This is a genomic window from Kibdelosporangium philippinense (assembly GCF_021390435.2).
GTDB lineage: Bacteria > Actinomycetota > Actinomycetes > Mycobacteriales > Pseudonocardiaceae > Kibdelosporangium > Kibdelosporangium philippinense.
This window is the reverse complement of record NZ_JAJVCN010000006.1, coordinates 38,177-59,288: the sequence shown is the minus strand read 5'-3', so window position 1 is coordinate 59,288 and position 21,112 is coordinate 38,177. Positions and strand designations below refer to the sequence as shown.

At 66.1% G+C, this 21,112-nt stretch carries 19 protein-coding genes and 2 pseudogenes; 10 read left to right on the top strand and 11 right to left on the bottom strand.

Going from position 1 to position 21,112, the window contains the following annotated elements; all coding sequences use genetic code 11:
• Positions 1-14 precede the first annotated feature (14 nt).
• Both LWC34_RS56325 and LWC34_RS56320 read left to right on the top strand, forming a co-directional pair.
• Positions 15-875: an RNA polymerase subunit sigma-70 gene (locus LWC34_RS56325; protein WP_233735169.1), complete on the top strand. Its 861-nt coding sequence runs from the start codon at positions 15-17 to the stop codon at positions 873-875.
• Between the two features lie 62 nt (positions 876-937).
• On the top strand, positions 938-1,690 hold the full coding sequence (locus tag LWC34_RS56320) for an SDR family NAD(P)-dependent oxidoreductase (protein WP_233735167.1): 753 nt from the start codon (positions 938-940) through the stop codon (positions 1,688-1,690).
• Positions 1,691-1,821: 131 nt separating this feature from the next.
• Here the strand turns inward: LWC34_RS56320 and LWC34_RS56315 are convergent.
• The 6 genes and pseudogenes from LWC34_RS56315 to LWC34_RS57835 form a co-directional block, all read right to left on the bottom strand.
• Positions 1,822-2,124: pseudogene (locus tag LWC34_RS56315) on the bottom strand (mycothiol transferase); the annotation flags it as partial.
• Positions 2,125-2,182: 58 nt separating this feature from the next.
• Positions 2,183-4,909 (bottom strand): ATP-binding protein, encoded by a 2,727-nt coding sequence (locus LWC34_RS56310; RefSeq protein ID WP_233735165.1) that lies wholly within the window; start codon positions 4,907-4,909, stop codon positions 2,183-2,185.
• A gap of 24 nt (positions 4,910-4,933) precedes the next feature.
• Positions 4,934-7,657, bottom strand: coding sequence for an ATP-binding protein (locus LWC34_RS58615; RefSeq protein WP_233735163.1), 2,724 nt, complete (start codon positions 7,655-7,657; stop codon positions 4,934-4,936).
• A gap of 22 nt (positions 7,658-7,679) precedes the next feature.
• Positions 7,680-9,902, bottom strand: a complete 2,223-nt coding sequence (locus LWC34_RS56300) for a molybdopterin oxidoreductase family protein (protein ID WP_233735161.1) — start codon at positions 9,900-9,902, stop codon at positions 7,680-7,682.
• Between the two features lie 75 nt (positions 9,903-9,977).
• Complete coding sequence (locus tag LWC34_RS56295; protein ID WP_233735159.1) at positions 9,978-10,490, bottom strand: DUF1707 SHOCT-like domain-containing protein; 513 nt, start codon at positions 10,488-10,490, stop codon at positions 9,978-9,980.
• A gap of 347 nt (positions 10,491-10,837) precedes the next feature.
• Positions 10,838-10,960, bottom strand: a complete 123-nt coding sequence (locus LWC34_RS57835; protein WP_284052016.1) for a hypothetical protein — start codon at positions 10,958-10,960, stop codon at positions 10,838-10,840.
• A gap of 73 nt (positions 10,961-11,033) precedes the next feature.
• Between LWC34_RS57835 and LWC34_RS56290 the strand changes: the two genes are divergently transcribed.
• From LWC34_RS56290 to LWC34_RS59265, 3 genes and pseudogenes are all read left to right on the top strand, one after another.
• On the top strand, positions 11,034-11,984 hold the full coding sequence (locus LWC34_RS56290) for an ISL3 family transposase (RefSeq protein WP_233727881.1): 951 nt from the start codon (positions 11,034-11,036) through the stop codon (positions 11,982-11,984).
• Positions 11,965-12,048: pseudogene (locus tag LWC34_RS59270) on the top strand (helix-turn-helix domain-containing protein); the annotation flags it as partial. The gene LWC34_RS56290 and the pseudogene LWC34_RS59270, both read left to right, overlap by 20 nt.
• Before the next feature lie 267 nt (positions 12,049-12,315).
• Positions 12,316-12,678 carry a transposase gene (locus LWC34_RS59265; protein ID WP_372496530.1) on the top strand — a complete coding sequence of 121 codons (363 nt, stop codon included), beginning with the start codon at positions 12,316-12,318 and terminating at the stop codon, positions 12,676-12,678.
• A gap of 41 nt (positions 12,679-12,719) precedes the next feature.
• Here LWC34_RS59265 and LWC34_RS56280 read toward each other — a convergent pair whose 3' ends face one another.
• The 5 genes from LWC34_RS56280 to LWC34_RS56260 all read right to left on the bottom strand — a co-directional run bounded on the left by LWC34_RS56280 (position 12,720) and on the right by LWC34_RS56260 (position 16,492).
• Positions 12,720-13,154 (bottom strand): hypothetical protein, encoded by a 435-nt coding sequence (locus LWC34_RS56280; RefSeq protein ID WP_233735157.1) that lies wholly within the window; start codon positions 13,152-13,154, stop codon positions 12,720-12,722.
• Between the two features lie 2 nt (positions 13,155-13,156).
• The gene (locus LWC34_RS56275) at positions 13,157-14,161 is read right to left on the bottom strand and encodes a hypothetical protein (protein WP_233735155.1); all 1,005 of its coding nucleotides are present in this window, start codon (positions 14,159-14,161) and stop codon (positions 13,157-13,159) included.
• Positions 14,162-14,165: 4 nt separating this feature from the next.
• Complete coding sequence (locus LWC34_RS56270) at positions 14,166-14,543, bottom strand: FixH family protein (RefSeq protein ID WP_233735153.1); 378 nt, start codon at positions 14,541-14,543, stop codon at positions 14,166-14,168.
• Complete coding sequence (locus LWC34_RS56265; protein WP_233735151.1) at positions 14,540-15,808, bottom strand: DUF8832 domain-containing protein; 1,269 nt, start codon at positions 15,806-15,808, stop codon at positions 14,540-14,542. Before LWC34_RS56265 ends, LWC34_RS56270 begins: the two co-directional genes overlap by 4 nt.
• A 147-nt stretch (positions 15,809-15,955) precedes the next feature.
• Positions 15,956-16,492, bottom strand: coding sequence for a MarR family winged helix-turn-helix transcriptional regulator (locus LWC34_RS56260; protein WP_233735149.1), 537 nt, complete (start codon positions 16,490-16,492; stop codon positions 15,956-15,958).
• 87 nt (positions 16,493-16,579) lie between these two features.
• Here LWC34_RS56260 and LWC34_RS56255 point away from each other — a divergent pair, with 87 nt between their 5' ends.
• From LWC34_RS56255 to LWC34_RS56235, 5 genes are all read left to right on the top strand, one after another.
• Positions 16,580-16,954, top strand: a complete 375-nt coding sequence (locus tag LWC34_RS56255) for a cupin domain-containing protein (protein ID WP_233735147.1) — start codon at positions 16,580-16,582, stop codon at positions 16,952-16,954.
• Positions 16,955-17,003: 49 nt separating this feature from the next.
• On the top strand, positions 17,004-17,567 hold the full coding sequence (locus tag LWC34_RS56250) for a TIGR03086 family metal-binding protein (RefSeq protein WP_233735145.1): 564 nt from the start codon (positions 17,004-17,006) through the stop codon (positions 17,565-17,567).
• 141 nt (positions 17,568-17,708) lie between these two features.
• Positions 17,709-19,052, top strand: coding sequence for a hemolysin family protein (locus LWC34_RS56245; RefSeq protein ID WP_233735143.1), 1,344 nt, complete (start codon positions 17,709-17,711; stop codon positions 19,050-19,052).
• Positions 19,049-20,089, top strand: a complete 1,041-nt coding sequence (locus LWC34_RS56240; protein WP_233735141.1) for a hemolysin family protein — start codon at positions 19,049-19,051, stop codon at positions 20,087-20,089. Before LWC34_RS56245 ends, LWC34_RS56240 begins: the two co-directional genes overlap by 4 nt.
• Complete coding sequence (locus tag LWC34_RS56235; RefSeq protein WP_233735139.1) at positions 20,089-20,967, top strand: 3-methyladenine DNA glycosylase; 879 nt, start codon at positions 20,089-20,091, stop codon at positions 20,965-20,967. The genes LWC34_RS56240 and LWC34_RS56235 overlap by 1 nt, the downstream gene beginning before the upstream one ends.
• Positions 20,968-21,112 lie beyond the last annotated feature (145 nt).

Here is a 21,112-nt window from a genome sequence, read left to right as displayed (position 1 = left end):
TATACGCTGACCTGGTGGAATGGGCTGAGGTCGACGTGCTGCGCGGCGAGTTGCAGGCACACTGCTACCGGATGCTCGGGTCCGTGCAGGACGCCGAGGACGCGCTGCAGGAGACGATGGTCCGGGCGTGGCGCACGGCCGACCGGTTCGACGGCGTGCACCTCAGGGCGTGGTTGTACAAGATCGCCACGAACAGGTGCCTGACATTGCTGGAGAAACGAGCGAAACGGGAGCTGCCGACCGATCTGTCCCACACCGACGATCCCGTGTGGCTTGAGCCCTACCCGGACGACCCCGAGGCCACTTACCTGGCCAGAGAAGGCATCGAGCTCGCCTTCGTCGCCGCGTTGCAGCACTTGACGGCGACCCAACGGGCCGTGCTCGTCCTGCGCGAAGTCCTGGGGTTCTCAGCCCAGGAGGTCGCCTCGCAGCTCGACACCACGGTCGCTGCCGTGAACAGCGCTTTGCAGCGCGCACGCAAGATCGTCACACCGCGCGAGTACGTCGAACCCGGGCCTGAGCTGCAAAAGGCGGCCGATCAGTACGCCGCGGCCTGGGAAGAAGGTGACGTGGACGCGATCGTGGCCATGCTGACCGAGGACGCGAAGTACGCCATGCCTCCGTTGCCCGAGTGGTACCAGGGCCACGAGGCCATCCGCGGCTTCCTGGCGACACCGCTGGAGTTCCGCTGGAAGTTCCTGCCGGTGCGGGCGAACGGCCAACTCGCGTTCGGCACGTACCGCCTCGACGGTGCCCGCTACCTACCCACCGGGCTGGACTTGCTGCGGTTCGAAGGCGACCGGATCGCCGAGGTCGTGTCGTTCCTGACCGCGGATTTCCCCAAGTACGGGCTGCCTGCCGAACTTCCTGCCTGAACCGCGATGAGTTCGGCTGACCTGCCGGGTTGTAGAGGCAAAACACAACCCAGGAGGCAGGCATGTTGCTCGACGGAAAGAACGCGATCATCTACGGCGGCGGAACCGTCGGTACGGCCGTGGCCAGCGCCTTCGTCCGCGAAGGCGCCCGGGTCTTCCTGGTCGGCCGGACACTGGCGACCCTGGAGAAGGCCGCGGAACGCATCGGCGGAAACGTGGCGATCGCCCAGGTCGACGCCCTCGACGAACGCCAGGTCAACGCGCACACGGACGCTGTCGTCGAGCAGGCAGGCAGTATCGACATCTCGATGAACGTCATCACGGACACGGACATCCAAGGCACCCCGATGGTCGAGATGACCCTCGCGGACTACATCAGCCCGCTGATCACGGCCGTCAGCTCGAAATTCCTCACCTCGTGCGCGGCGGCCAGGCACATGATCAAGCAGAAGTCCGGCGTGATCATGGCCTTCGGCGGGTCGGTGGAGCGCAGCCCGCTGATGCACGACTACAACTTCGGCGGCATGGAAGTCACGTTCGACGCGGTGGAGTCGATGCGCCGCCAACTCGCGGTGGAACTGGGGCGGTATGGGATCCGTGTGCTCACTTTGCGAACCAGTGGCCTGGTGGAGTCGATCCCCCTCGACTACGAAAACCGCGAGATGATCGTCGAAAGCTTCAAGAAGGGAACGCTCACCGGCCGTACTGCTTCGCTTGAGGATGTCGGCAACGTGGCAGCGTTCGCGGCGTCGGACTGGGCCCGCACGATCACCGGCACCGAGATCAACATGACCTGCGGCACGGCAGTGGACTAGCCCCGCTGGCATCGGAGGTGTCCACGACGCTGGAAAGCAAAATAAACCGGCAACCAAAGCCGAACACGCTCGCAAGCAACGGTCAACACGGCATGCAGGAGTGGTGGACACACCCTTCAGGAACGGTGGACACGGGCTTCAGCAACGACATCGGCCACGCTGTCCGTTGGCGCGGCGTGGAATGTGGCTTTCCAATTGGTCACTTTGACGCCGAGGAAGGTCGAACGCTCGACGAAGGTGAGATGGTTGAGCAGGCCGAGCAGGTTCGTGCCCGATGGTACGGCGGCTGTTCGGACGTCAGGTTCGGGCGCGCCGTCGACCTTTGCGGGGATCGATGTCCGGAGGTAGTCGAGGAAGCCGCGGAGGACTTCCATCTCGCTGCCTCCGGTCCGGGGCGGCGGGGTGTCTTTGCGGCGGCGGGCTGTTGTCGGCATGCGCTCAGTCTCGCCCGCCAGGCCACGATCTGGCACGGAAAGTTGCTGTTCCGGCAAATTAGGGCATCTTGGCTCGGATTTCGGCGCGGCCGGTCGCGCCGAGCTTGCCGAGGATGTTCTGCACGTGTGTCTCCACAGTGCGCACGGAAATGTGCACGGCCGCGGCGATCTGCCTGTTCGTCAAGCCCTGTGCGACGAGCCGGGCGATCTCGCCTTCCCGTGGCGACAGAACTCTAGGCCCAGTAAGGGATTCCGAGGAAGCCACAAGGCGACGCATGCCCATCTGCTCAGCCATCGCGCGTGCGGACAGCGCGATCGCGACGGATTCGGCGGCGTCTCCGGGTCGGTCGCGGCGCGTCAGCACCCGGGCCAAGTCGAGCATTGCCATGGCGACGTACGGCGGCAACCCAACGCGTTCGTTGATCTCGATGGCCTTCCGGAGGTGACGGACCGCGTCGTCAAGGCGATCACACACAGCCGCCGCAAGCCCCAAGGAGCCAGCGACAGCCCCTTCAATGGTGACCACACCGGCCCCGCCACACTGAATGAGCTCCTCGTACGGCAACAACCGTTGGTACGCAACCGATGCCGTTTCTTTGTCGCCGAATTGCGCGGCCAGTACGACCAAACCGCACAGCACCGACAGGCGTCGCATGCCGCCAATGAGATCGTTTACTTGCGCGGGAACGAAACAGAGCCGCGCGATCTCGACACGGCCACATTGAGCGTGCCACGCACCGACCATCGCGGCGATCATTTCCGGTGGGTGGCACAGGTAATCCCGGTATTCGTCGAGGATCTCGTCTTCGTCGGCGGTCATCCCGGCCACCAAGGCCGAAGTGGACACTGAGATGGCCAGCACGACCGGGCCGCCGTTGTCCTTCACCAACTCGATGGCTTCCGCCGCCAGTTCACGTGCCCGGCCGAAGCGTCCGCGCACGTGCTCGATGGCGATCTCGCTGCGCAGGTAGTGCCATCGCGCGATCTTGGTGCGGACCTTGGCCACACTTTCCTTGATGGGCACCAGTTCCCGCTCGGCTTCGGCCATCCGGCCGAGCTGGCAGAAGGCGTCGAACCGCCACAGCCTGCCCCACATCATGGCTTCCGGGTCGTTGTCCGTGACCCCGATCGTCAGCATCCGGTCGCCAAGCAACACTCTCTCCCGCACGCCTTCCGGGCCGGACAACGCCAGCTGACGAGCCCGCAACGCGGCACGCAGAGCCTGCGGATCCGCGGTCCGTTCGGCGATGGCCAAGGCTTCGCTCGAGATCGCGTCAAGGTCCGGTGATCCGTGGAAAGCCAGCTCAGCGGCCTGTTGTGCCAGTAGCCGGGAACGCAACGGGCCTTCCGCCAACGAGGTCAACGCCTCGTCGCACAACGACTTCCCCAAGGTCGCCCAGTCCGAACTGCTGACGGTCTCCATCGCCAACGCCACTTCGGCGATCACGGTGACATCGCCGGACGTCCGCGCTACCAAAGCAGCCTGCCGCAACGTCTGCTCGCCGCCGACGATGTCCATTTGGCGCAGTTGCGCGATCCCTTGGTTGGTCAGCACCGATGCCCGGTCGACGTCCGGCATGTCCGGGGCCACACGCAAAGCACGCGCATACAGGTTCGCCGCGTTCTCCCAAGCCAGCTGTGCCATCGCGATGTCGCCCGCGCGCCGGGCCCATTCGGCGGCCTTCATGGCGTCACCGGCGGGCAGCGCTTCCAGCCAGTGGTACGCGATTTCCGCAGCCTGCCGTAAAGCCTCTGGACGTTGTTCCATCACCATCGCGGTCCGAGCATGCAACGCCAAGCGCCGTGCCGTGGGCATGAGCAGGCTCGCGGCTTGTCTGACCAGGTCGTGCGTGAACCGCCAACCATCCGAAGTGGACAGCACGCCCGCCGCCATGGCCTCGTCCACAGAGGCCAGAACATCGTCAAGCGGCCAGTCGAGCACGGCGGCCACAAGCGCCGGATCCACGTCAGTACCCAGAACCGTGGCCGCGGCGAGCATTCCGCGGCAGGACTGGGACAACGCGTCGAGGCGGACCCGGACCGCGTCAAGGACCGCGTCGGGCAAGCGATCCTGGTCGAGGATACGACCCAACTCGGCAACGAAGAACGGATTTCCGCCGGTCCGACGGCTCACCGCGGCCGCGAGATCCTCCTCGACCGTGGCACCCGTCAAGCTGGTCAACTGGACAGCGACTTCGGCTTCGGACAACCCGGTCAATCGGATCCGTGACACCGTTTCCTCACGTGCCAAGGAAGCAAGCGCGGCCGACAATGCCGGTGGGACCTCCGTGTCCCGATAGGTCACCAGGATCATCACCGGAGCCGAGCCGATCGCCCGCGCAAGGTGGACGAGCAGCTGCACGGTCGGCGGATCGGCCCACTGCAGGTCGTCCAGCACGATCAGGACCTTGCCAACGCCGGTCAGATACTCCGTGACGGCCTCGAAAACCCGGAACCGCTCCCCCGGCGACATCGCGGGCGCATCGCCGAACTCCGGCACGAGCAGCGACAGGTCACCGGCCAGCTGGCCGGGCGCGTACAACCTGGCCAGCAGCTTGAGGACCTGCCGGAACGGCCAGTACGACGGGCTGCCGTCATCCTGGACCGCACGTCCCCAGCAGGTGAGCACGCCATTGGCCTCGGCGGCCGTGGTCAGTTCGCTGGCCAGTCTGGTCTTGCCGATCCCCGGCTCGCCCGACACCAGCACGACCTGCCCGGTGCCCGCGCGCAACCGGCTGCCGAGCTCGTCCAGCTCCCCGCGCCGACCCACGAACTGCGCCCTCACGATGTCCAAGAGTAACCATCGTGGTCACAGCCGGGACTGGATCTCTCCCCTGTTGGACACGCCGAGCTTGCCCAGGATGTTCTGCACGTGCGTCTCCACGGTCCGCACCGAGATGTGCAGGGCCGCGGCGATCTGCTTGTTCGTCAGCCCTTGCGCGACAAGGCGAGCGATCTCGCCCTCACGTGGTGACAGCAGCTTCGGGCCGGAGAAGGACTCCGCGCTGGCCACCAGCCGCCGCATTCCCAGCTGCTCGGCGATCGCCCGCGCGGACATGGTCAACGCGACCGATTCGGCCGCGTCGCCGTGCCTGTCGCGTCGTGCCAGCACACGTGCCAGGTCAAGGCGTGCGGTGGCGACATAGGGCGTCATTCCGGCGCGTTCGTTGATCTCGATGGCGTGCCGCAGATGCCGTACGGCGTCGTCAAGACGATCACACACCGCAGCCGCGATGCCCAGCGCGCCAGCGACTGCGCCGTGCATGGTCACGACTCCCGCGCCACCGCACAGGATGAGGTCCTCGTAGGGCAGCAGCCTCCGATACGCGGCGGCTGCGGTCTGTTTGTCGTCGAATTCGGCGGCCAGCAGGGCAAGGCTGCCCAGCACCGACAACCAGCGCATTCCGCCGATCGGGCCGTTGACCTGCGCGGGTTGGTAGCACCGGCGGGCAAGGTCGAGGCGCCCACATTGGGCGTGCCACGCGCCGACCATCGCGGACACGATCTCCGGCGGGGAGCAGAAGTAGTCCGGGTAGCGCTCGACGATGTCACCTTCGTCGCCGGTCATCGAGGCCACCGTGGCGACTGTGGACACCGACACGGCCAGCACCACCGGCCCGCCCGTCTCCTTGACCAGGTCGATCGCGGTCAACGCCAGCTCACGGGCCTCGGCGAACCGGCCACGCGCGTGCGCGACCGCGACCTCGCCGCGGACGTAGTGCCAGCGGGCGATCTTGGTCCGGACCTGAGCGACCGCTTCCTTGATCGGCAGCAGTTCCCGTTCGGCATCGGCCAGCCTGCCGAGCTGGCAGAACGCGTCGAACCGCCAGAGCCTGCCCCACATCATGGCGTCCGCGTCGTGGTCCGTCAGCCCGATCGCGAGCATCCGGTCCCCGAGCGCCAGTCTTTCGTGCACGCCTTCCGGCCCGGCCATCGCGAGTTGACGCGCCCGCAACGCGGCCCTCAGCGCCCGAGGGTCTTGCGTGCGGTCGGCGATTTCCAAGGCCTCGGCGGAGAGTTCGGCCAACCCCGGCGCGCCGTAGAACGCCAGCTCGGCGGCTCGCTGGGCCAGCAGCCGGGCTCTCAGCGGGCCATCGTCCAATCCGGACAGTGCCTCGTCACACAGCGATTTGCCCAGGGTGACCCAGTCCGAACTGCTGACCGTCTCCATCGCCAGCGCCACCTCGGCGATCGTGGTGACATCGCGCGATTCCCGTGCCGACACTGCGGCCTGCCGCAGGGTTTCCTCGCCGCCGACAATGTCCATTTGACGCAACTGCGCGAGTCCCTGCGAGGTCAACAACTTCGCCCGGTCAGCCGGGCCGATGTCAGGCGCCGCACACAAAGCGCGCGCGTACAGGCTTGCCGCGTTCTCCCAGGCAAGCTGTGCCATCGCGATGTCCGCAGCGCGCCGGGCCCATTCGGCCGCCTTCGTCGGATCGCTTGCTGGCAAGGCTTCCAGCCAGTGGTGGGCGATCTCCGCGACCCGCTGCGTCGCGTCTGGACGCTGCTCAAGAACTGTCGCGGCACGTTCGTGCAGTGCCAGGCGCCGTGCCGTCGGGATGAGCAGCCTCGCCGCTTCCCTGACCAGGTCGTGCGTGAAGCGCCAACCATCCACATCAGACAGGACACCGGCCTGCACGGCTTCGTCCACAGTGGTCAAGGTGTCGTTGAGCGGCTGATCGAGAACTTCGGCCACAATGGCCGGATCTACTTCCCTGCCAAGCACTGCGGCCGCGGTCAGCATGTCCCGGCAGTCGGGAGACAAGCCGTCCAGCCGGACCCGCACGGCATCGAGCACCGCGTCCGGTAGGCGATCCTGATCGAGAATGCGGCCCAATTCGGCTACGAAGAACGGATTTCCGCCGGTGCGGCGGCTGATCGCGGCCGTCACGCTGGCGTCGAGGTCTGTGCCGGTGACATCAGCCAACTGGAGTGCGACGTCGACTTCGGACAGTCCGGTCAACCGGATGCGAGACACCGTGTTCTCACGTGTCAAAGTCGCGAGGGCGGTGGACAGCGCTGGCGGGCCTTCAGTGTCGCGATAGGTCACCAGGATCATCACTGGCGCCGATCCGATCGCCCGTGCCAGGTGGACGAGCAGCTGCAGCGTCGGCGGGTCGGCCCACTGCAGGTCGTCCAGCACGATCAGGACCTTGCCGATGCCCGTTACGTACTCGGTGACCGCTTCGAAGACGCGGAAACGCTCCGCTGGCGTCATCGCGGGCCCGTCACCGAACTCCGGCACGACCAGCGACAGCTCACCCGCGAGCTCTCCGGGCGGATGCAGCCGCGCGAGCTGCCTCAGCACCTGCCGGAATGCCCAATAGGGCGGGCTTCCGTCCTCCTGGACCGCGCGTCCCCAGCAGGTGAACACGCCGTTCGCCTCGGCGTGCGCGGCGAGCTCGTTGGCCAGCCTTGTCTTGCCGATTCCCGGCTCGCCCGCGACCAGGGCGACATGTCCGGTCCCGGCACGCAGCCTGCCGGTGAGCTCGTCGAGCTCACCCCGCCGACCAACGAACTGTCCCGTCACAACCCGTAAGACTAGCCAAGCATCAAAGGCCTTTTATCTCCACCGGCACGCCGTTGAACACCGCGGTGCCGGACAGGACGTCCAGGATGGACTCGTCGGTCACGGTGTTCACGTTGACACCATTGGTATTCCTGGCGACCGACAGCCGCACGCCCGGTGAGTCGTGGCCCCAGCCGTGCGGCAGGCTGACCACGCCAGGCATGATCTTGTCGGTCGGCTCGACGGACACCTCGATCGTGCCGGTCCGCGACATCACCCGCACCCGTTGGCCCGTGGTGACCGAGAGTTTTTCAGCGTCTTGCGGGTTGATGTGCAGTGTGCACGTGTTCGAGCCGGTGACCAGCGCGGGCACGTTGTGCATCCAGCTGTTGTTGGACCGCAGGTGCCTGCGTCCGATGAGGACCATCCCACGCGGCCGTTCCTCAAGCCACGCCAGCAACCTGGGCACGTCCGCGGAAATCTCTGGCGGGCACAGGTGCACCTTTCCGTCCGCAGTGGACAGAACCTCGGCCAGCCTTGGCCGCAACGGGCCAAGATCGACGCCGTGCGGGTTGGCGAGCAAGGTCCCGAGGTTCAGGCCTTCCGGATTCGCGCCGAAACCATCGCCGTACGGTCCGAGCCGGAGCGAGAGGTCGAGGAATCGCTCCAGCGGCCCGTCACCCTCGATCATCTGGCGCAGCTCAGTGGGATCGGCGCCGTGAACTGGGGATCCGTCGATTTGGACGGCCTTGGCCAGCAGCCCGCCGATCATCATCTCCTCAAGCCCGCTCAGGTCGGCCTCAGGACCCTGACCAGCGGCGATCATCACGAGCCTGGCCATGATCGCGGCTTCGCTCGGGCGCCCTTGCGGCAAGGGCAAGGCGGGCGGTGAGAAGTTCGCGAAGTTGCGGACCCCGAACTGGGTGAAACCGAAGTCGAAGTGTGGCGACTGGGTCATCCGCGGCGGCGGCAGGATCACGGTCGCGTGCCGCGTGGTTTCGTTGACGTACGGATCCACACTGACCATGAATTCGAGGTCTGCCAACGCTGCCGCGAGCCTCGGGGCGTTCGGCGCGGACGACGCCGGGTTGCCGCAGACCGTGAACAACGCCCGAACCTGCCCCTCACCTGGTGTTTCGATCTCGTCAGCGAGGGTCGCGGTCGGCAGCTCGCCAATGGCTTCGGCGAATCCACGCACGCGGCTGTGCCAGCGCCCGGTCCGGAATGGCTTGCGTTTCACGTAGGTCGCGCGGGCCGCCGAGCGCGGGAACATCGCGCCGCCGGGCGTGTCCAGGTTTCCGGTGAGGACGTTCAACGCGTCGACCAGCCAGCTCGAGATCGTGCCGAACTCGGCTGTCGTTGTGCCGATCCGGCCGTACACCACTGCAGTTGGCGCGGCCGCGAGTTCACGGGCGACCTGCCTGATCGCCCCGGCCTCGATGCCACAAGAGTCTGAGACCACTTCCGGCGAGAACTTCGAGGCCAGCACACGCAGTTCGGCCACGCCGTTGACTTCGGGCACCTCGACCGCGAGGTTCTCGTCGAACAGGGTGTGCACCAGCGCGAAGAGGAAGGCGGCATCCGCGCCTGGCCGGATGAACAGGTGCTGGTCGGCCAGGTCGGCGGTGCGGGTGCGGCGCGGGTCGACCACCACGAACTTCCCGCCCCTTGCCCGGAGTTTCTTGAGCCTGCCGGGGAAATCGGGTGCGGTGCACAGACTTCCGTTGGACTCCAGCGGGTTGGCGCCGAGCATCAGCAGGTAGTCGGTGCGGTCGATGTCCGGGACCGGAATCGAATACGGATCGCCGAAGATGTACCCGCTGGATACGTGCTTGGGCATCTGGTCGCTCGTGCTCGCGGTGTAGACGTTGCGCGTGCCGAGGCTCTTGGCGAACACACCGTTGAAGACCGGGCCCGCCATCGTGTGCACGCTCGGGTTGCCCATGTACAACGCGACTGCGTTGGTCCCGTGCTTCTCGCGTACCGCCTTCAGTCCGCGATCGACTTCAGCGAAGGCCTCGTCCCACGTCACCTCGACGAACTGGCCAGCACGCTTGACCAAAGGCTTGCTCAGCCGGTCGGGATCCATGTCGAGATCGCCGAACTTGGCGCCCTTCGGGCAGATAAAGCCGTTGGTGAAGACGTCGTCCTTGTCGCCACGGACGTCGACGACGCGGTCGCCAGCCATCGTGATCTTCAGGCCACACGTGGCCTCGCACAGCGGGCAGGTTCGGAAGTGCGTGGTGGTCGAGACAGCGGTGGACATGCGCATCTCCTTGTCACACGGGCTGCCAGCAACTTACCGCGCCCGTGTGACAAAAAGCCATTATGTCTCAGGTAATCATGCGTGACCTCGAAAGACCTTGATATTGCCCATAGTCACCCGGCCAGCGATCCGGACAACCGGCCCACCCTGTCCACGAGCGGCACCGAAGATGCCGCGTTTGCCCATGACAGCGGTCCCTTCATCGATCACGACGGCATTCGCGGGAACAGAGACCACAACCTTGCCGCAGAACGCGTCGGCAACGACCCGGACGTACTCACCAGGCCGCATCCCCTCCAGGTTCAACACAACCGCCCCGAAGGTCGCCCGCGCGGTGACTTCCCTTGTCGCTTCGGGCGTTCGGATGACCTTGCTGATCGTGGCAACGACCCGCTGCGCGGACGCGGTCTGCGCGAGGTCAGCGAGCTGAGGCACGAGGTCGCCCTCGGTCTTGGCCGCCCAGACCAGATCGGACCACTCGGCATGCTCGTCCCAGGTGAGGCGGCCGTCGGCGACCGCGGCGTCCAGCACGCGAACCGCCTCGAACCGTTCCTCGTCCGACAGCCGAATCACCAGCTCCCCAGACATACCCACACCCCTCACAAACTGATTATCTTAGTTTGAGAGAGTCTTGCATACGGTGAGCTCCAGGTCCAGCAGCCGTGTCCACCGTTCCAACACACCGTGTCCACCATTGCGACACCATGAAATACACGTTCCAGCACACCGAGTTCGACAATGCCAGTGCGCGCGAGCGCCTGACGATCACCGACGACTCGGAGAGCTACCCCGAAGTAGTGTCCGCGGGGAGATTTCACTGTGTCGGAATGGTCGACACGGTGTGCTGGAGTGGTGGACACACCGTTCCGGAACGGTGGACACGATGTGTCGGAACGTGCGTTTCGGTGTGTCGGAATGGTGGACACGCCCGGGTGTTACCAGGTCCAGGTATCCATTCGGCGTTGGCCACGACCGCGGATCCAGACAACCAGCCCGATGATCGCGGCGATGATCAACGGACCGAGCCCGATCGTCCAGCTGAGTCCTGTCGACGGCACGTGAAAACTGGTTCTGGCACGGTTTCCGTGATGGGCCCGGCCCTCGCGCCAGCCGCCTGGTGGTTGATCATGGGTGACGTGCGTTGATCTTGATGTGGTTCGGGTTCTCTGGCCGCACCTGAGCCAGGTGCAGATCGAAGCGGTGCGGACGACGGGGCCAGCGGTGCGCATCGAGGCACGCACCAACCAGACGCCAGCGCCGTGCCCTGGCTGCGGGACTGCCTCGAGCAGAGTGCACAGCCGCTACAACCGCCATCTGTCCGACACCGCCACCGCAGGTCAGGAAGTGCTGATCCGGCTGCAAGTACGACGGTTGTTCTGCGACAACGCCGAGTGCACCAAGAAGACGTTCGCCGAACAGGTACCCGAGCTGGCATCCCGCCACGCCCGCCGGACTCCGATCTTGCAGCGGGCGCTGGCCGCGGTCGCGTTAGCGCTCGGTGGCCGTGCCGGCGCCCGGCTGACTCGGCACTTGGCGGCATCGGTCAGCCGGATGACGCTGCTTCGGATCCTTCGTGGCCTTCCCGACCCTGACCGATCCACACCGAGAGTGCTCGGCGTGGACGACTTCGCCCTGCGTCGAGGTCACCACTACGGCACGCTCCTGGTCGACATCGAGTCGCACCGCCCGGTCGACCTGCTCACCGACCGCACCGCCCAGACACTGGCCGAGTGGCTGCGCGCCCATCCCGGCGTGCAGATCGTCTGCCGAGACCGAGCCAGCGCCTACGCCGATGGCGCTCGCGACGGCGCACCAGACGCCATCCAGGTCGCCGATCGGTGGCACATCTGGAACAACCTGGCCGAGGCCGTCGAGCGCTCCGTGGCCAGACACCAGGACTGCTTGACCGCCGCCGTGACCGTCGTCACCAGCAGCAGCACGGAAGGCCAGGCCGACAGTGACGGGCAACCTGACCCAGCCGGGGACCCGCCTCCCGCGGCACCGGTTGCCTCGGCAGTCCGGTCGGATCGGTGGGCTGTTCGAGCGCGAACGGCACGCGGCCGTGCATGCGCTCTTAGCTGACGGCACTGCGATCAGGGAAATCTGCCGGCGGCTTGGTCTCTCGCGCGGCACCGTCCGCCGCTTCGCGCGGGCCGAGGGCGTCGAAGAGTTGTTGACCCGCAATGGAACTGGGCGTCGGACCAGCGTCCTTGAGCCGTTCGCTCCGTACCTGCACCAGCGCTGGAACGAGGGCTGCACCAACGCCACCGCCCTGTTCGCTGAGATCACCGTACGCGGCTATCGCGGCGGCCAAACCCTGGTGCGCCAATACTTAAGCCAGTTCCGCACGACCTCGTGTGCTCCCCAGCCGCCGCGCAAGCCGCCCTCAGTCCGTCGTGTCGTCGGCTGGATCATGACCGATCCGCCGACCATGGACGGGACTGCCCAGCAGAAGCTGGACGCTGTTCTCGCGGCCAGTTCCCACCTGGCCGCATTGGCCAACCACGTTCGCTCCTTCGCCGCCATGATGTGTGACCGACGCGGTCACGAGTTGGAGGCGTGGATGACCGCCGTCGACGCCGACGACCAGCCAGCACTTCACTCGTTCGTCCGCGGTTTGCGCCGTGATCTGGACGCGGTCACCGCTGGGCTCACCCTGCCGTGGAACAGCGGGATCGTCGAAGGCCATGTGAACCGCCTGAAGATGCTCAAACGTCAGATGTTCGGCCGCGCCAAACCCGACCTGCTCCGCAAACGCGTCCTACTCGCCGACTGACCTGACGGGCCAAATCACGGAAACCGTGCCAGAACCAGGATTCACGTGCCGTTGACAAGTCCGGCGGGTGGTCCGGGGCGTGGTCCGACAGGAACCGCGAGAACGCCTGTGCCAGGGCCTTTCGGCCCGTCCAAGGCGAATTCCAGTTTCCACAGGCCTTCCTCAGGCAGTGCCCGGATGTCCATACCCCATTCGTCGCGGGCCCTTGGATGCCTGGCCAGTCGCTCCTCCGGCCCGGACTCGCTCGGCCCGACCAGGCGCAACGTGCCTTCGTGCCCGGTCAGGTCGCCGTCTGGCAGGAAAGTGAAGTCAAGCGACCGCTCGGCGCGCAACGGCCATTCGCTGAACGACGCCTTCACCGAATACGGCCCTACCTGCACGTTCTCCGTGTGTACGACCTCAACCGGCGGTGGCGCGGCGTAAGCCGGGGCAGCCGCGAGGAACATCACCGTCAGCGCCAGAATGAACGCTCGCATCGTCAGACCTCCGCCAGATTCCGAAGTGGGGCGCTCATCCGCCACGCGGCCAACGCGACGACGGCGCCGAAAACCGTTGCGGCCACGATGGTCGCGACATCCATGGCATCGAGCTGGAGCAGATGCCCGAACGCCACGAGCGCCGCACCAATCGCTCCCGAACCCATCACCGCGCCCTTGACCGAGCCGAATCGCTTGCCCACAGCCAAAGCGCCTGCGACGAGCAGCGCGACGGGCAACATCACGAACGGTGAGAACGCCGCATAAACAGGCGTGCCGTCGACGTAGTCACGGAACGGCAAACCAAGCGAGTCCGCGTATGCCCTGGTGATTGGCGGGTTGAGCACCCACGTGATCCCTTGGATCGCGGCATAAGACAAACCAGTCACCATCACCAGGCCCGGCGAACGCGTGACCGCCGCGACCAGAATCAACCCGAGCACGCACAGCAGCGACACCGCGAACGGCAACGCGGCCACCAGTGGCAAGGGTGGAGTCGACAGGAGCAGGAAGATCTGGCCGTAGACCGAAAGTCCGACGTACGCCGCCAACCCAACCCGACCGGACCGGGATTCCCGCAGTGAAGCGAACGCCATGACCCCGCCGACCGCCTCGATCAGGAAGCACAACGACATCGCCACGTGCGGCGGCGAGGTCGGCGTTGCGTCGAAGCCGTAAACCGTGTGCCACCACAGATCCGTCAGGCCGTACATCAACTCCGCCGCCGCGGCCAACCCTGTGATCAGGAAAGGGATCGGCGCACGGAACGTGCCGAGTACCTTGACCGTGCGGACATCTGGGTCAGGACGCCGGAATGTCCGGTACAGCACGACCGCGAGGCACGTGAGCCCGGTTGTGGCGCTGCCGATGTACATCACCAGGTGTGGCGCGGTGAAGAACGTGTCCGGGCCGACGTCCGTGTGCCATTGGATGTCCCACGTCAACCCGAAGATCGCGATCGACGCGCCGACCATCAGCATCCACGCGCCTATTCGTTCCGCCTTCATCCCCTCACCTCTCCGTTACCGGGATCTGCACGGTGACCGTCTCGTCGGCCAGTCGTAGCGAGATGTCCCACAGGCCGCCCATGGTGAACAGTTCGCCATGCGCTTCGAACCGGTCGTTCTGTTTCGTGGCAACCACTTGCGGCATCGAGTGGCCCATCGCGGGCATCACCGAGTCGATCACGATCTCGGTGATCCCGACCGGACCGTTGTCATGCCGAGTGACCTGCAGCTTCGTTGTGATCGGGCCGGTGCGCGGGCTCGTGGTCAGCTCGATCCGATACGTTTCACTGTCCCCCGACGCGGTTGTCGTGCCGGTCTGCGAACGCGGCCACAACGCGAACACCGCGACCCCGACGACCACAAGTCCGATGAGGACGATCACCGTGCCCGGACGTCGACGACCAGGGGCACGGTCGTCACCGCGAAGTTCCGTTGATACTGAATCCATCCGAAATACCTCCCAGGTTCCGGAAAGGTGAAGGTGAACCGGAGATGCGGCGGCAGCGACGCCACTGTTTCGTCGGCTTTCTGACGCATCGGACCCATCTCGTGCACGTGCCCGAAGAAGTCGCCGTCCTCGTCGCGCAGCACCAAATGTCCGGCCATGCCAAGCCATGGCTGCAGGTCCGCCCGGCCGCCGAGGTCCATCTCAATCGTGTGCGTCCGGCCGACGATGGCTTGTCTTGTTTCTTTCGTTGTGTCTGAGGCAATTTTGTCGCCTGTCGCCTCGAAGGACCCGGTGACCAGCTGCGATCCGGAGTTGACGCGTTCGAACTCGGCGTGCACGAGATAGCGGCCCGGCCGGTCGACCACCAGGAGAACCCCCAGCTCCCCCGGTGCCGCCCGGACCGCGTGCAGGTGCCGGAAATACTGTCCGTCCACACTCGACACGACCACATGCGCGAGCGCGTCGTGATGCGCGATGAGATCATCAGCCGGACGTCCGGTGTTGCCGTCGGTGATCTTCATCTGCAACCGGAATTCCTTGCCAGTAACGGGATCCCGGTCGGTGGTCACACTTGAGTTGACGTACGGCCGCCCGCCCGTCGGGTCAACCGGGATCGCACCCTCGGCCTGCGCAGGCGGGATCGCCGCCGACAGCAGTGCCGCGGTGACCGCGACGGTCAATGCCACAACCCCTGCCGCCGCAGGCATCACGACAACGAACCGTCTCTTCGCGAACACTGCCGTGATCAGCGCGACCGCCATGAACAGTCCGGTCGCGGCCAAACCACCGTACGCCACCGGTTCCCAGACCGTGAACTTCGACATCATGACCTGGAACGGAATCCGTGCCTGCTCGCCGCTCGCGGCTTTCAGCGTCAGCTCCCAGCGGCCCGTCCGGTCCACCTCAAGGCGTGCGGGATGGGTTCCTGTGCTGGTCAAGTCCACCTTGGCCGTGGCCGGTTTGCCGACAAGGCCAACCTCGATGGACGTCTTGTGCACGGGGTCGTGCGCGATGAAGTCGATGTTCAGCGGTCCGGGCACGGTCGCTGTCCTGCGTACGACCAAGGTCAGCTCGTTGCCCGCAAAGCTTTGCGCCAGATGGAAATCAGCGGTGTCGCTGACCCCGTGCGCACCGGCTTGTGGCGTTGCCACCATGAGAACGGCGATGACCGCCGCCAGCACCGCGAAGATCCGCCCCATGCCAGAAAACGTTAGGACGCGCGGACATCCGGGCGAGTCATGCGAAGGAGCCGAGCCGTGTAGTACTAAAGCACGACAGGCCGAGCTGGTCAGGACTCGTGAGTGGTTAGACGGGTTCTAACTGGACTAACCACTCACGAGGGGGTGTCACCAGACGGGACGGAGTTTCACCCGGTCGTCGCCGTACCGGGAGTCCAAGTAGGCCTGCAGGTCATCGCGGACGGCGGCAAGCCTTTCGTCGCCGATCAACCCGGCCCAGTGGTCTTCGACCTCGCCCCAGAGCCGGTCTGCCAGCCGGACGTAGTCCTTTCCGCGCTGGGTCAGCGCGAGGACTTGGGCTCGGCCGTCGGTCGGGTGCACATGGCGCTCGATGTATCCCCAGTCGACCAGTTCGGCCACGGTTTTCGAGGCTGCCTGTTTGGTGACGTCCAATTGGGCAGCCAGTTCCACGATGGTCACCGGGCCTTTGCTCTGCAGGTAGCGGAAGACGTAGCCGTGCGCGGGGCGCAGTGGTTCGCGGCCATGGTCGTGGAGAAGATCGTGCATGTGGTCGGTCATGGCGCGATAAACCATGGCGAACAGCAGGGCGACCTCGCCGGGTTCGCGGCCCGGACCCGGTATCCGCCCAGAACCGGGATCGCCTGCCGAAGCCTCACTCCCCGCCGCCTTTTTCTTCTCCACCACCTCCACATAGTCAACCTAGTTGCCTACCACGTCAATCCATGGCTACCATCCGGTCAACCAAGTTGACCATCTCCGAGGAGTCCGCACATGACCGTCGCCACGCGCGCCGAAGCCCCGCACTTCGAGGTCGAGGGCTACGAATTCCACCCGTTAGCCGTGCCGTCTCGTGGCAGTAAAGAACTCGCCGTCTGGAGCATTTCCGCAGCTCCCGGAGCCTCAAGCACGCCACACCAGCACGACAGGGAAGTCGTCTTCATCGTCACAACCGGCCAGATGACCGGATCCATCGGCGGCGAGACCTTCCAAGCCGACCCAGGCGACGCGATCATCGTCCCGGCGCACACCGACTTCACCCTCGGTAATGCGTCACCCACCGAACCCGCGTCACTGACCGTGTCGACTACAGCCGGTATGCAGGCGATTGTGGAGGGCAACAGCTTGCAGCCACCGTGGTCCATGTAACTGCGTTTTTCTGCTGCACGGAGCCGCGACCAGTGGTCCACTTGATCGTATGGAACTGCTGGACGCTCATGGCAGTGCGTTGAGCGGGTTCGACTGGCTGGTCAAGGCGATCGGCCCGGCCGACTGGGCCAGGCCGACGCCCAACCCCGGCTGGAGCGTGCGTGACCTGCTCAACCACTTGGTCGCTGAGCAGCTCTGGGTGCCTGAGCTGCTCGGTGGCGCCGACCTGGACGAGGTCGGCGAGGCCTACGACGGCGACCTGCTCGGCACCGACCCCGTCGGCGCGTGGGCGACCGCGTCGGCCGAGGCGCGGGAGGCGTGGTTGCGGCCCGGGGCGCTCGATCAAGAGGTGCATCTGAGCTACGGGCTCGTGCCCGCCGCCGAGTTCGGCTGGCAGATGACCCTTGACCTGGCGGTTCACGGCTGGGATCTGGCCAAGGGCATCGGCGAGACCTCGCCATTGCACGAGGAACTGGCTGACGCGCTGCTCAAGGTTTTCCAGCCACAGGTGTGGCGCTGGCAGGGAACCGGCATCTTCGCACCCCCCGTTGCGGTCTCCGCCGATGCCGGGGCACCCGGCCGCCTGCTTGGATTGGTCGGTCGGCATCCCTGAGGCTCGGTATGATTGTCAGGTCTTCTTTGGACCTTGCAAGGAGTGAGTCAGTAAGGTGTGCGACGCCAAGTCGCCCGGTGGCAGTAGCCAGCCGGGCGATTCTCCCGGCTGCCATATTCGCCCGGACACCGGAGTTGCACGGTGACCGGACCATTGCTCGACGTGCTCGGCGTCATCGCCGTCGTCCTTCTGACCCTCGGAACCGCTATTTTCGTCGCGGCCGAGTTCTCGCTGACCGCGCTCGACCGTAGCCAGGTCGACAGCCACGCGGGCCGCCAGAAGGACAAGAAGTCCCAGAACGTCGCCAAAGCTCATCGCACGTTGTCCTTCCAGCTCTCCGGCGCGCAGGTCGGCATCACGATCACCACGCTGACCACCGGTTATCTGGCCGAGCCGATCATCGGCGAGTGGCTCGTGCCGCTGATGCGCCTGATCGGCCTGCCCGACGGCGCCGCGTCCGGGTTCGCCCTGGCGATCGCGCTGCTGCTGGCGAACTTCATCTCGATGCTGTTCGGCGAGCTCGTGCCCAAGAACGTGGCGATCTCGAAGCCGTTGGCGACCGCACGAGCGGTCTCCGGCTTCCAGATGGGCTTCTCCAAGGCGCTGAGCTGGCTGATCAACGGCCTGAACCGGTCGGCGAACTGGCTGGTCCGCAGGCTCGGCGTTGAACCAGCGGACGAACTGGCCTCAGCACGCTCGCCACAGGAGCTTGGATCGCTCGTGCGATCGAGCGCCGAACACGGCACGCTCGACCAGGGCACAGCCAAGCTGCTTGACCGTTCCCTGCGATTCGGCGACCGCACGGCCGATGAACTGATGACACCCCGGGTGCAGGTCGCCGCGCTGCGGTGCGACTCGACCGTGCCTGAGCTGGTCGAACTCGCCAGGGCCACCGGGTTCTCCCGGTTTCCCGTGCACAAGGGCGACCTCGACGAGATCGTCGGCGTCGTGCACGTCAAGCAGGTCTTCGGCGTGCCACAGGAACTGCGCGCGAGCACCGAGATGGCCAAGCTCGCTCGCCCGGTCCCGACCGTGCCGGAGAGCCTCGACGGCGACACGCTGCTCGACCGGCTGCGCGTCGGCGGGCTGCAGCTGGCGATCGTCGTCGACGAGTACGGCGGCACCGCGGGCATCGTGACGCTGGAAGACCTGGTCGAGGAGATCGTCGGCGATGTGCGCGACGAGCACGACCGTGGCGAGGTCAGCCCGGTCCGGCCGCTCGGCAAGGACAGCTGGATGGTCTCCGGACTGCTGCGTGACGACGAGCTGGCCGAGGCGACCGGCTTCCGGATGCCGCAGGGCGAGTACGAAACCCTCGCTGGCCTGGTGCTGTCCCGGCTCGGCCGGATTCCCGAGGTCAACGACGAAGTGATCGTGGACGGCTGGCGGATCACCGTGATGCGGATGGACCGGCACAGGGTCGCCGAGCTGCGCGTCACGCGCATGGCCGACCAGGAAACGCCTGCTGAGGCAGGTGCGCGATGACCGGAATTCCCGCGATCCTGGTGTCGCTGCTGCTGCTCGGGTTGAACGCGTTCTTCGTCGGCGCGGAGTTCGCGCTGGTCAGCGCCCGTCGTGACCGCCTTGAGGCGATGGCCGACCGTGGCGTCGACCGCGCGCGGATCGTCATGCGGGCCGCCGAGAAGACGTCGCTGATGATGGCTGGTGCCCAGTTCGGCATCACGCTGTGCACGATCGCGCTCGGTGCCCTGGGTGAACCGGCCGTGGCGCACTACCTGGAGATGGTCCTCGAACCGCTCGGCGTGCACCCGGCGGTGATGCACGGCATCGCGTTCGCGATCGCCCTGCTCATCGTGTCGATCCTGCACGTGCTGCTCGGCGAGATGGTCACCAAGAACATCGCCATCGCGGCGCCGGAGCGCACGGCCGTATGGCTGACACCGTTCCTGGTCGCGTGGGTGCGGCTGATCAGGCCGGTGATCAGCTTGCTGAACCTGATGGCCAACGGCATCCTGCGGCTGCTGAAGGTGGAGCCGAAGGACGAGCTGGAGACTTCGTACACACCGGAGGAGCTGGCCAGCCTGATCGCCGACTCGCGGCGGGAAGGCCTGCTCGACGACCTTGAGCACCGCAGGCTCACGCAGACGCTGTCGTCCACGGAACGGACCGTCGCCGACGTGCTCGTGCCGTTGGACCAGCTCACGACCGTGCCATATCCGCCGAAGATCGGCGATATCGAGGCGGCGGTCGCGTCGACCGGCTTCTCGCGGTTCCCTGTCCGGTTGTCCGACGGCCGGTTGAACGGGTTCGTGCACGTCAAGGACGTGCTGGACCTCGCGGGCGACGCCGACACCCCCCTGCCGTGGGCGCGGGTGCGCGGCTTGCCCCAGCTCCCGGCGGATGCCCGGCTCGACGAAGCCTTGGCGGCGTTGCGGCGGGTCCAGAGCCACCTGGCCAAAGCTGTCGCGGCCGATGGCACGGTGCTGGGTGTGGTCGCGCTGGAGGACTTGGTCGAGGAGTACGTCGGCACTGTTCGGGACAGCACGCACATCGGCGAATAATGACCGGTGTGATCGTGTTGGCCGAGCAGGAGTGGCGCGCCCGGCGGGAGGCGTACGTCTCACGCATGCGCAAATGGGTCGAGCCACACCAGGAGCGCAAGGCGCTGGGGCAGAAGCACCCGGTGCTGGACTTCCTGTTCAGCTACTACTCCTACCGGCCGACCCGGCTGCTGCGCTGGCATCCCGGTCCGGATGTGGCGCTGGCCGGGGACGCCAGCGAGTTCCTCGCCTGGACCGGGTACGTCCAGACGCCGCAGGGTGTGCTGGTGTCGCGGGATCTGCTGACTCCGCAGCGCCGGGAATCGGTGGCTTTCGTGCGATCGCTTCTTGCCGCGACCGAGTCCCGTGCGCCGCGCCTCGGCTGCTTCGGCCTGCATGAATGGGCCATGGTCTACCGCTCGTCGGAGATCCGGCACGAGTCGTGGCCGCTGCGCCTCGGCTCAGCCGGGACCGACACGGTCGTCGAGTCGCTGCCGATCAAGTGCGGGCATTTCGACGCGTTCCGGTTCTTCACGCCCGAGGCCCGGCCGCTCAACACGCTCCAGCCCGCGAGGGTCACGCAGATCGACCTGGAACAGCCAGGCTGCCTGCACGCGAACATGGACTTGTTCAAGTGGTGCTACAAACTGGCGCCGTTCACTCCGTCCGAGCTGATCGCCGAGTGCTTCGAACTGGCCTCTGACGTGCGTGAACTCGATATGCGCGCGAGCCCGTACGACCTTCGCGAACTCGGTTACTCCCCTGTGCCCATCGAGACGCCCGCCGGACGCGCGACCTACGCCCGCCTTCAGGCCGAATTCGCCACCCGGGCCGCTCCGCTGCGTAGCCAGTTGATCGCGCTGTGCACTCAGTTGCTTGATCGTGCAGATAACGATTAGGTCAATTTCAGTTACGTAACGTATACGCAGAGTGAGCGAACTTGACCCATCGCCGCGCTTTGTTAGCGTTGATCGCGCTTGAGTAAGGCCTGCCGGTTACGGACAGACACGAAGGCGGAGTGTGCATGGGTTGGCACCGCACGGG

What these genes read in the sequence shown, in the direction of transcription:
- LWC34_RS56320 (WP_233735167.1), top strand. Translation starts at nt 938, where the DNA reads ATGTTGCTCGACGGAAAGAACGCGATCATCTACGGCGGCGGAACCGTC.
- LWC34_RS56300 (WP_233735161.1), bottom strand. Translation starts at nt 9,902, where the DNA reads ATGTCCACCGCTGTCTCGACCACCACGCACTTCCGAACCTGCCCGCTG.
- LWC34_RS56295 (WP_233735159.1), bottom strand. Translation starts at nt 10,490, where the DNA reads ATGTCTGGGGAGCTGGTGATTCGGCTGTCGGACGAGGAACGGTTCGAG.
- LWC34_RS59265 (WP_372496530.1), top strand. Translation starts at nt 12,316, where the DNA reads ATGACCGATCCGCCGACCATGGACGGGACTGCCCAGCAGAAGCTGGAC.
- LWC34_RS56280 (WP_233735157.1), bottom strand. Translation starts at nt 13,154, where the DNA reads ATGCGAGCGTTCATTCTGGCGCTGACGGTGATGTTCCTCGCGGCTGCC.
- LWC34_RS56275 (WP_233735155.1), bottom strand. Translation starts at nt 14,161, where the DNA reads ATGAAGGCGGAACGAATAGGCGCGTGGATGCTGATGGTCGGCGCGTCG.
- LWC34_RS56265 (WP_233735151.1), bottom strand. Translation starts at nt 15,808, where the DNA reads ATGGGGCGGATCTTCGCGGTGCTGGCGGCGGTCATCGCCGTTCTCATG.
- LWC34_RS56255 (WP_233735147.1), top strand. Translation starts at nt 16,580, where the DNA reads ATGACCGTCGCCACGCGCGCCGAAGCCCCGCACTTCGAGGTCGAGGGC.
- LWC34_RS56250 (WP_233735145.1), top strand. Translation starts at nt 17,004, where the DNA reads ATGGAACTGCTGGACGCTCATGGCAGTGCGTTGAGCGGGTTCGACTGG.
- LWC34_RS56240 (WP_233735141.1), top strand. Translation starts at nt 19,049, where the DNA reads ATGACCGGAATTCCCGCGATCCTGGTGTCGCTGCTGCTGCTCGGGTTG.
- LWC34_RS56235 (WP_233735139.1), top strand. Translation starts at nt 20,089, where the DNA reads ATGACCGGTGTGATCGTGTTGGCCGAGCAGGAGTGGCGCGCCCGGCGG.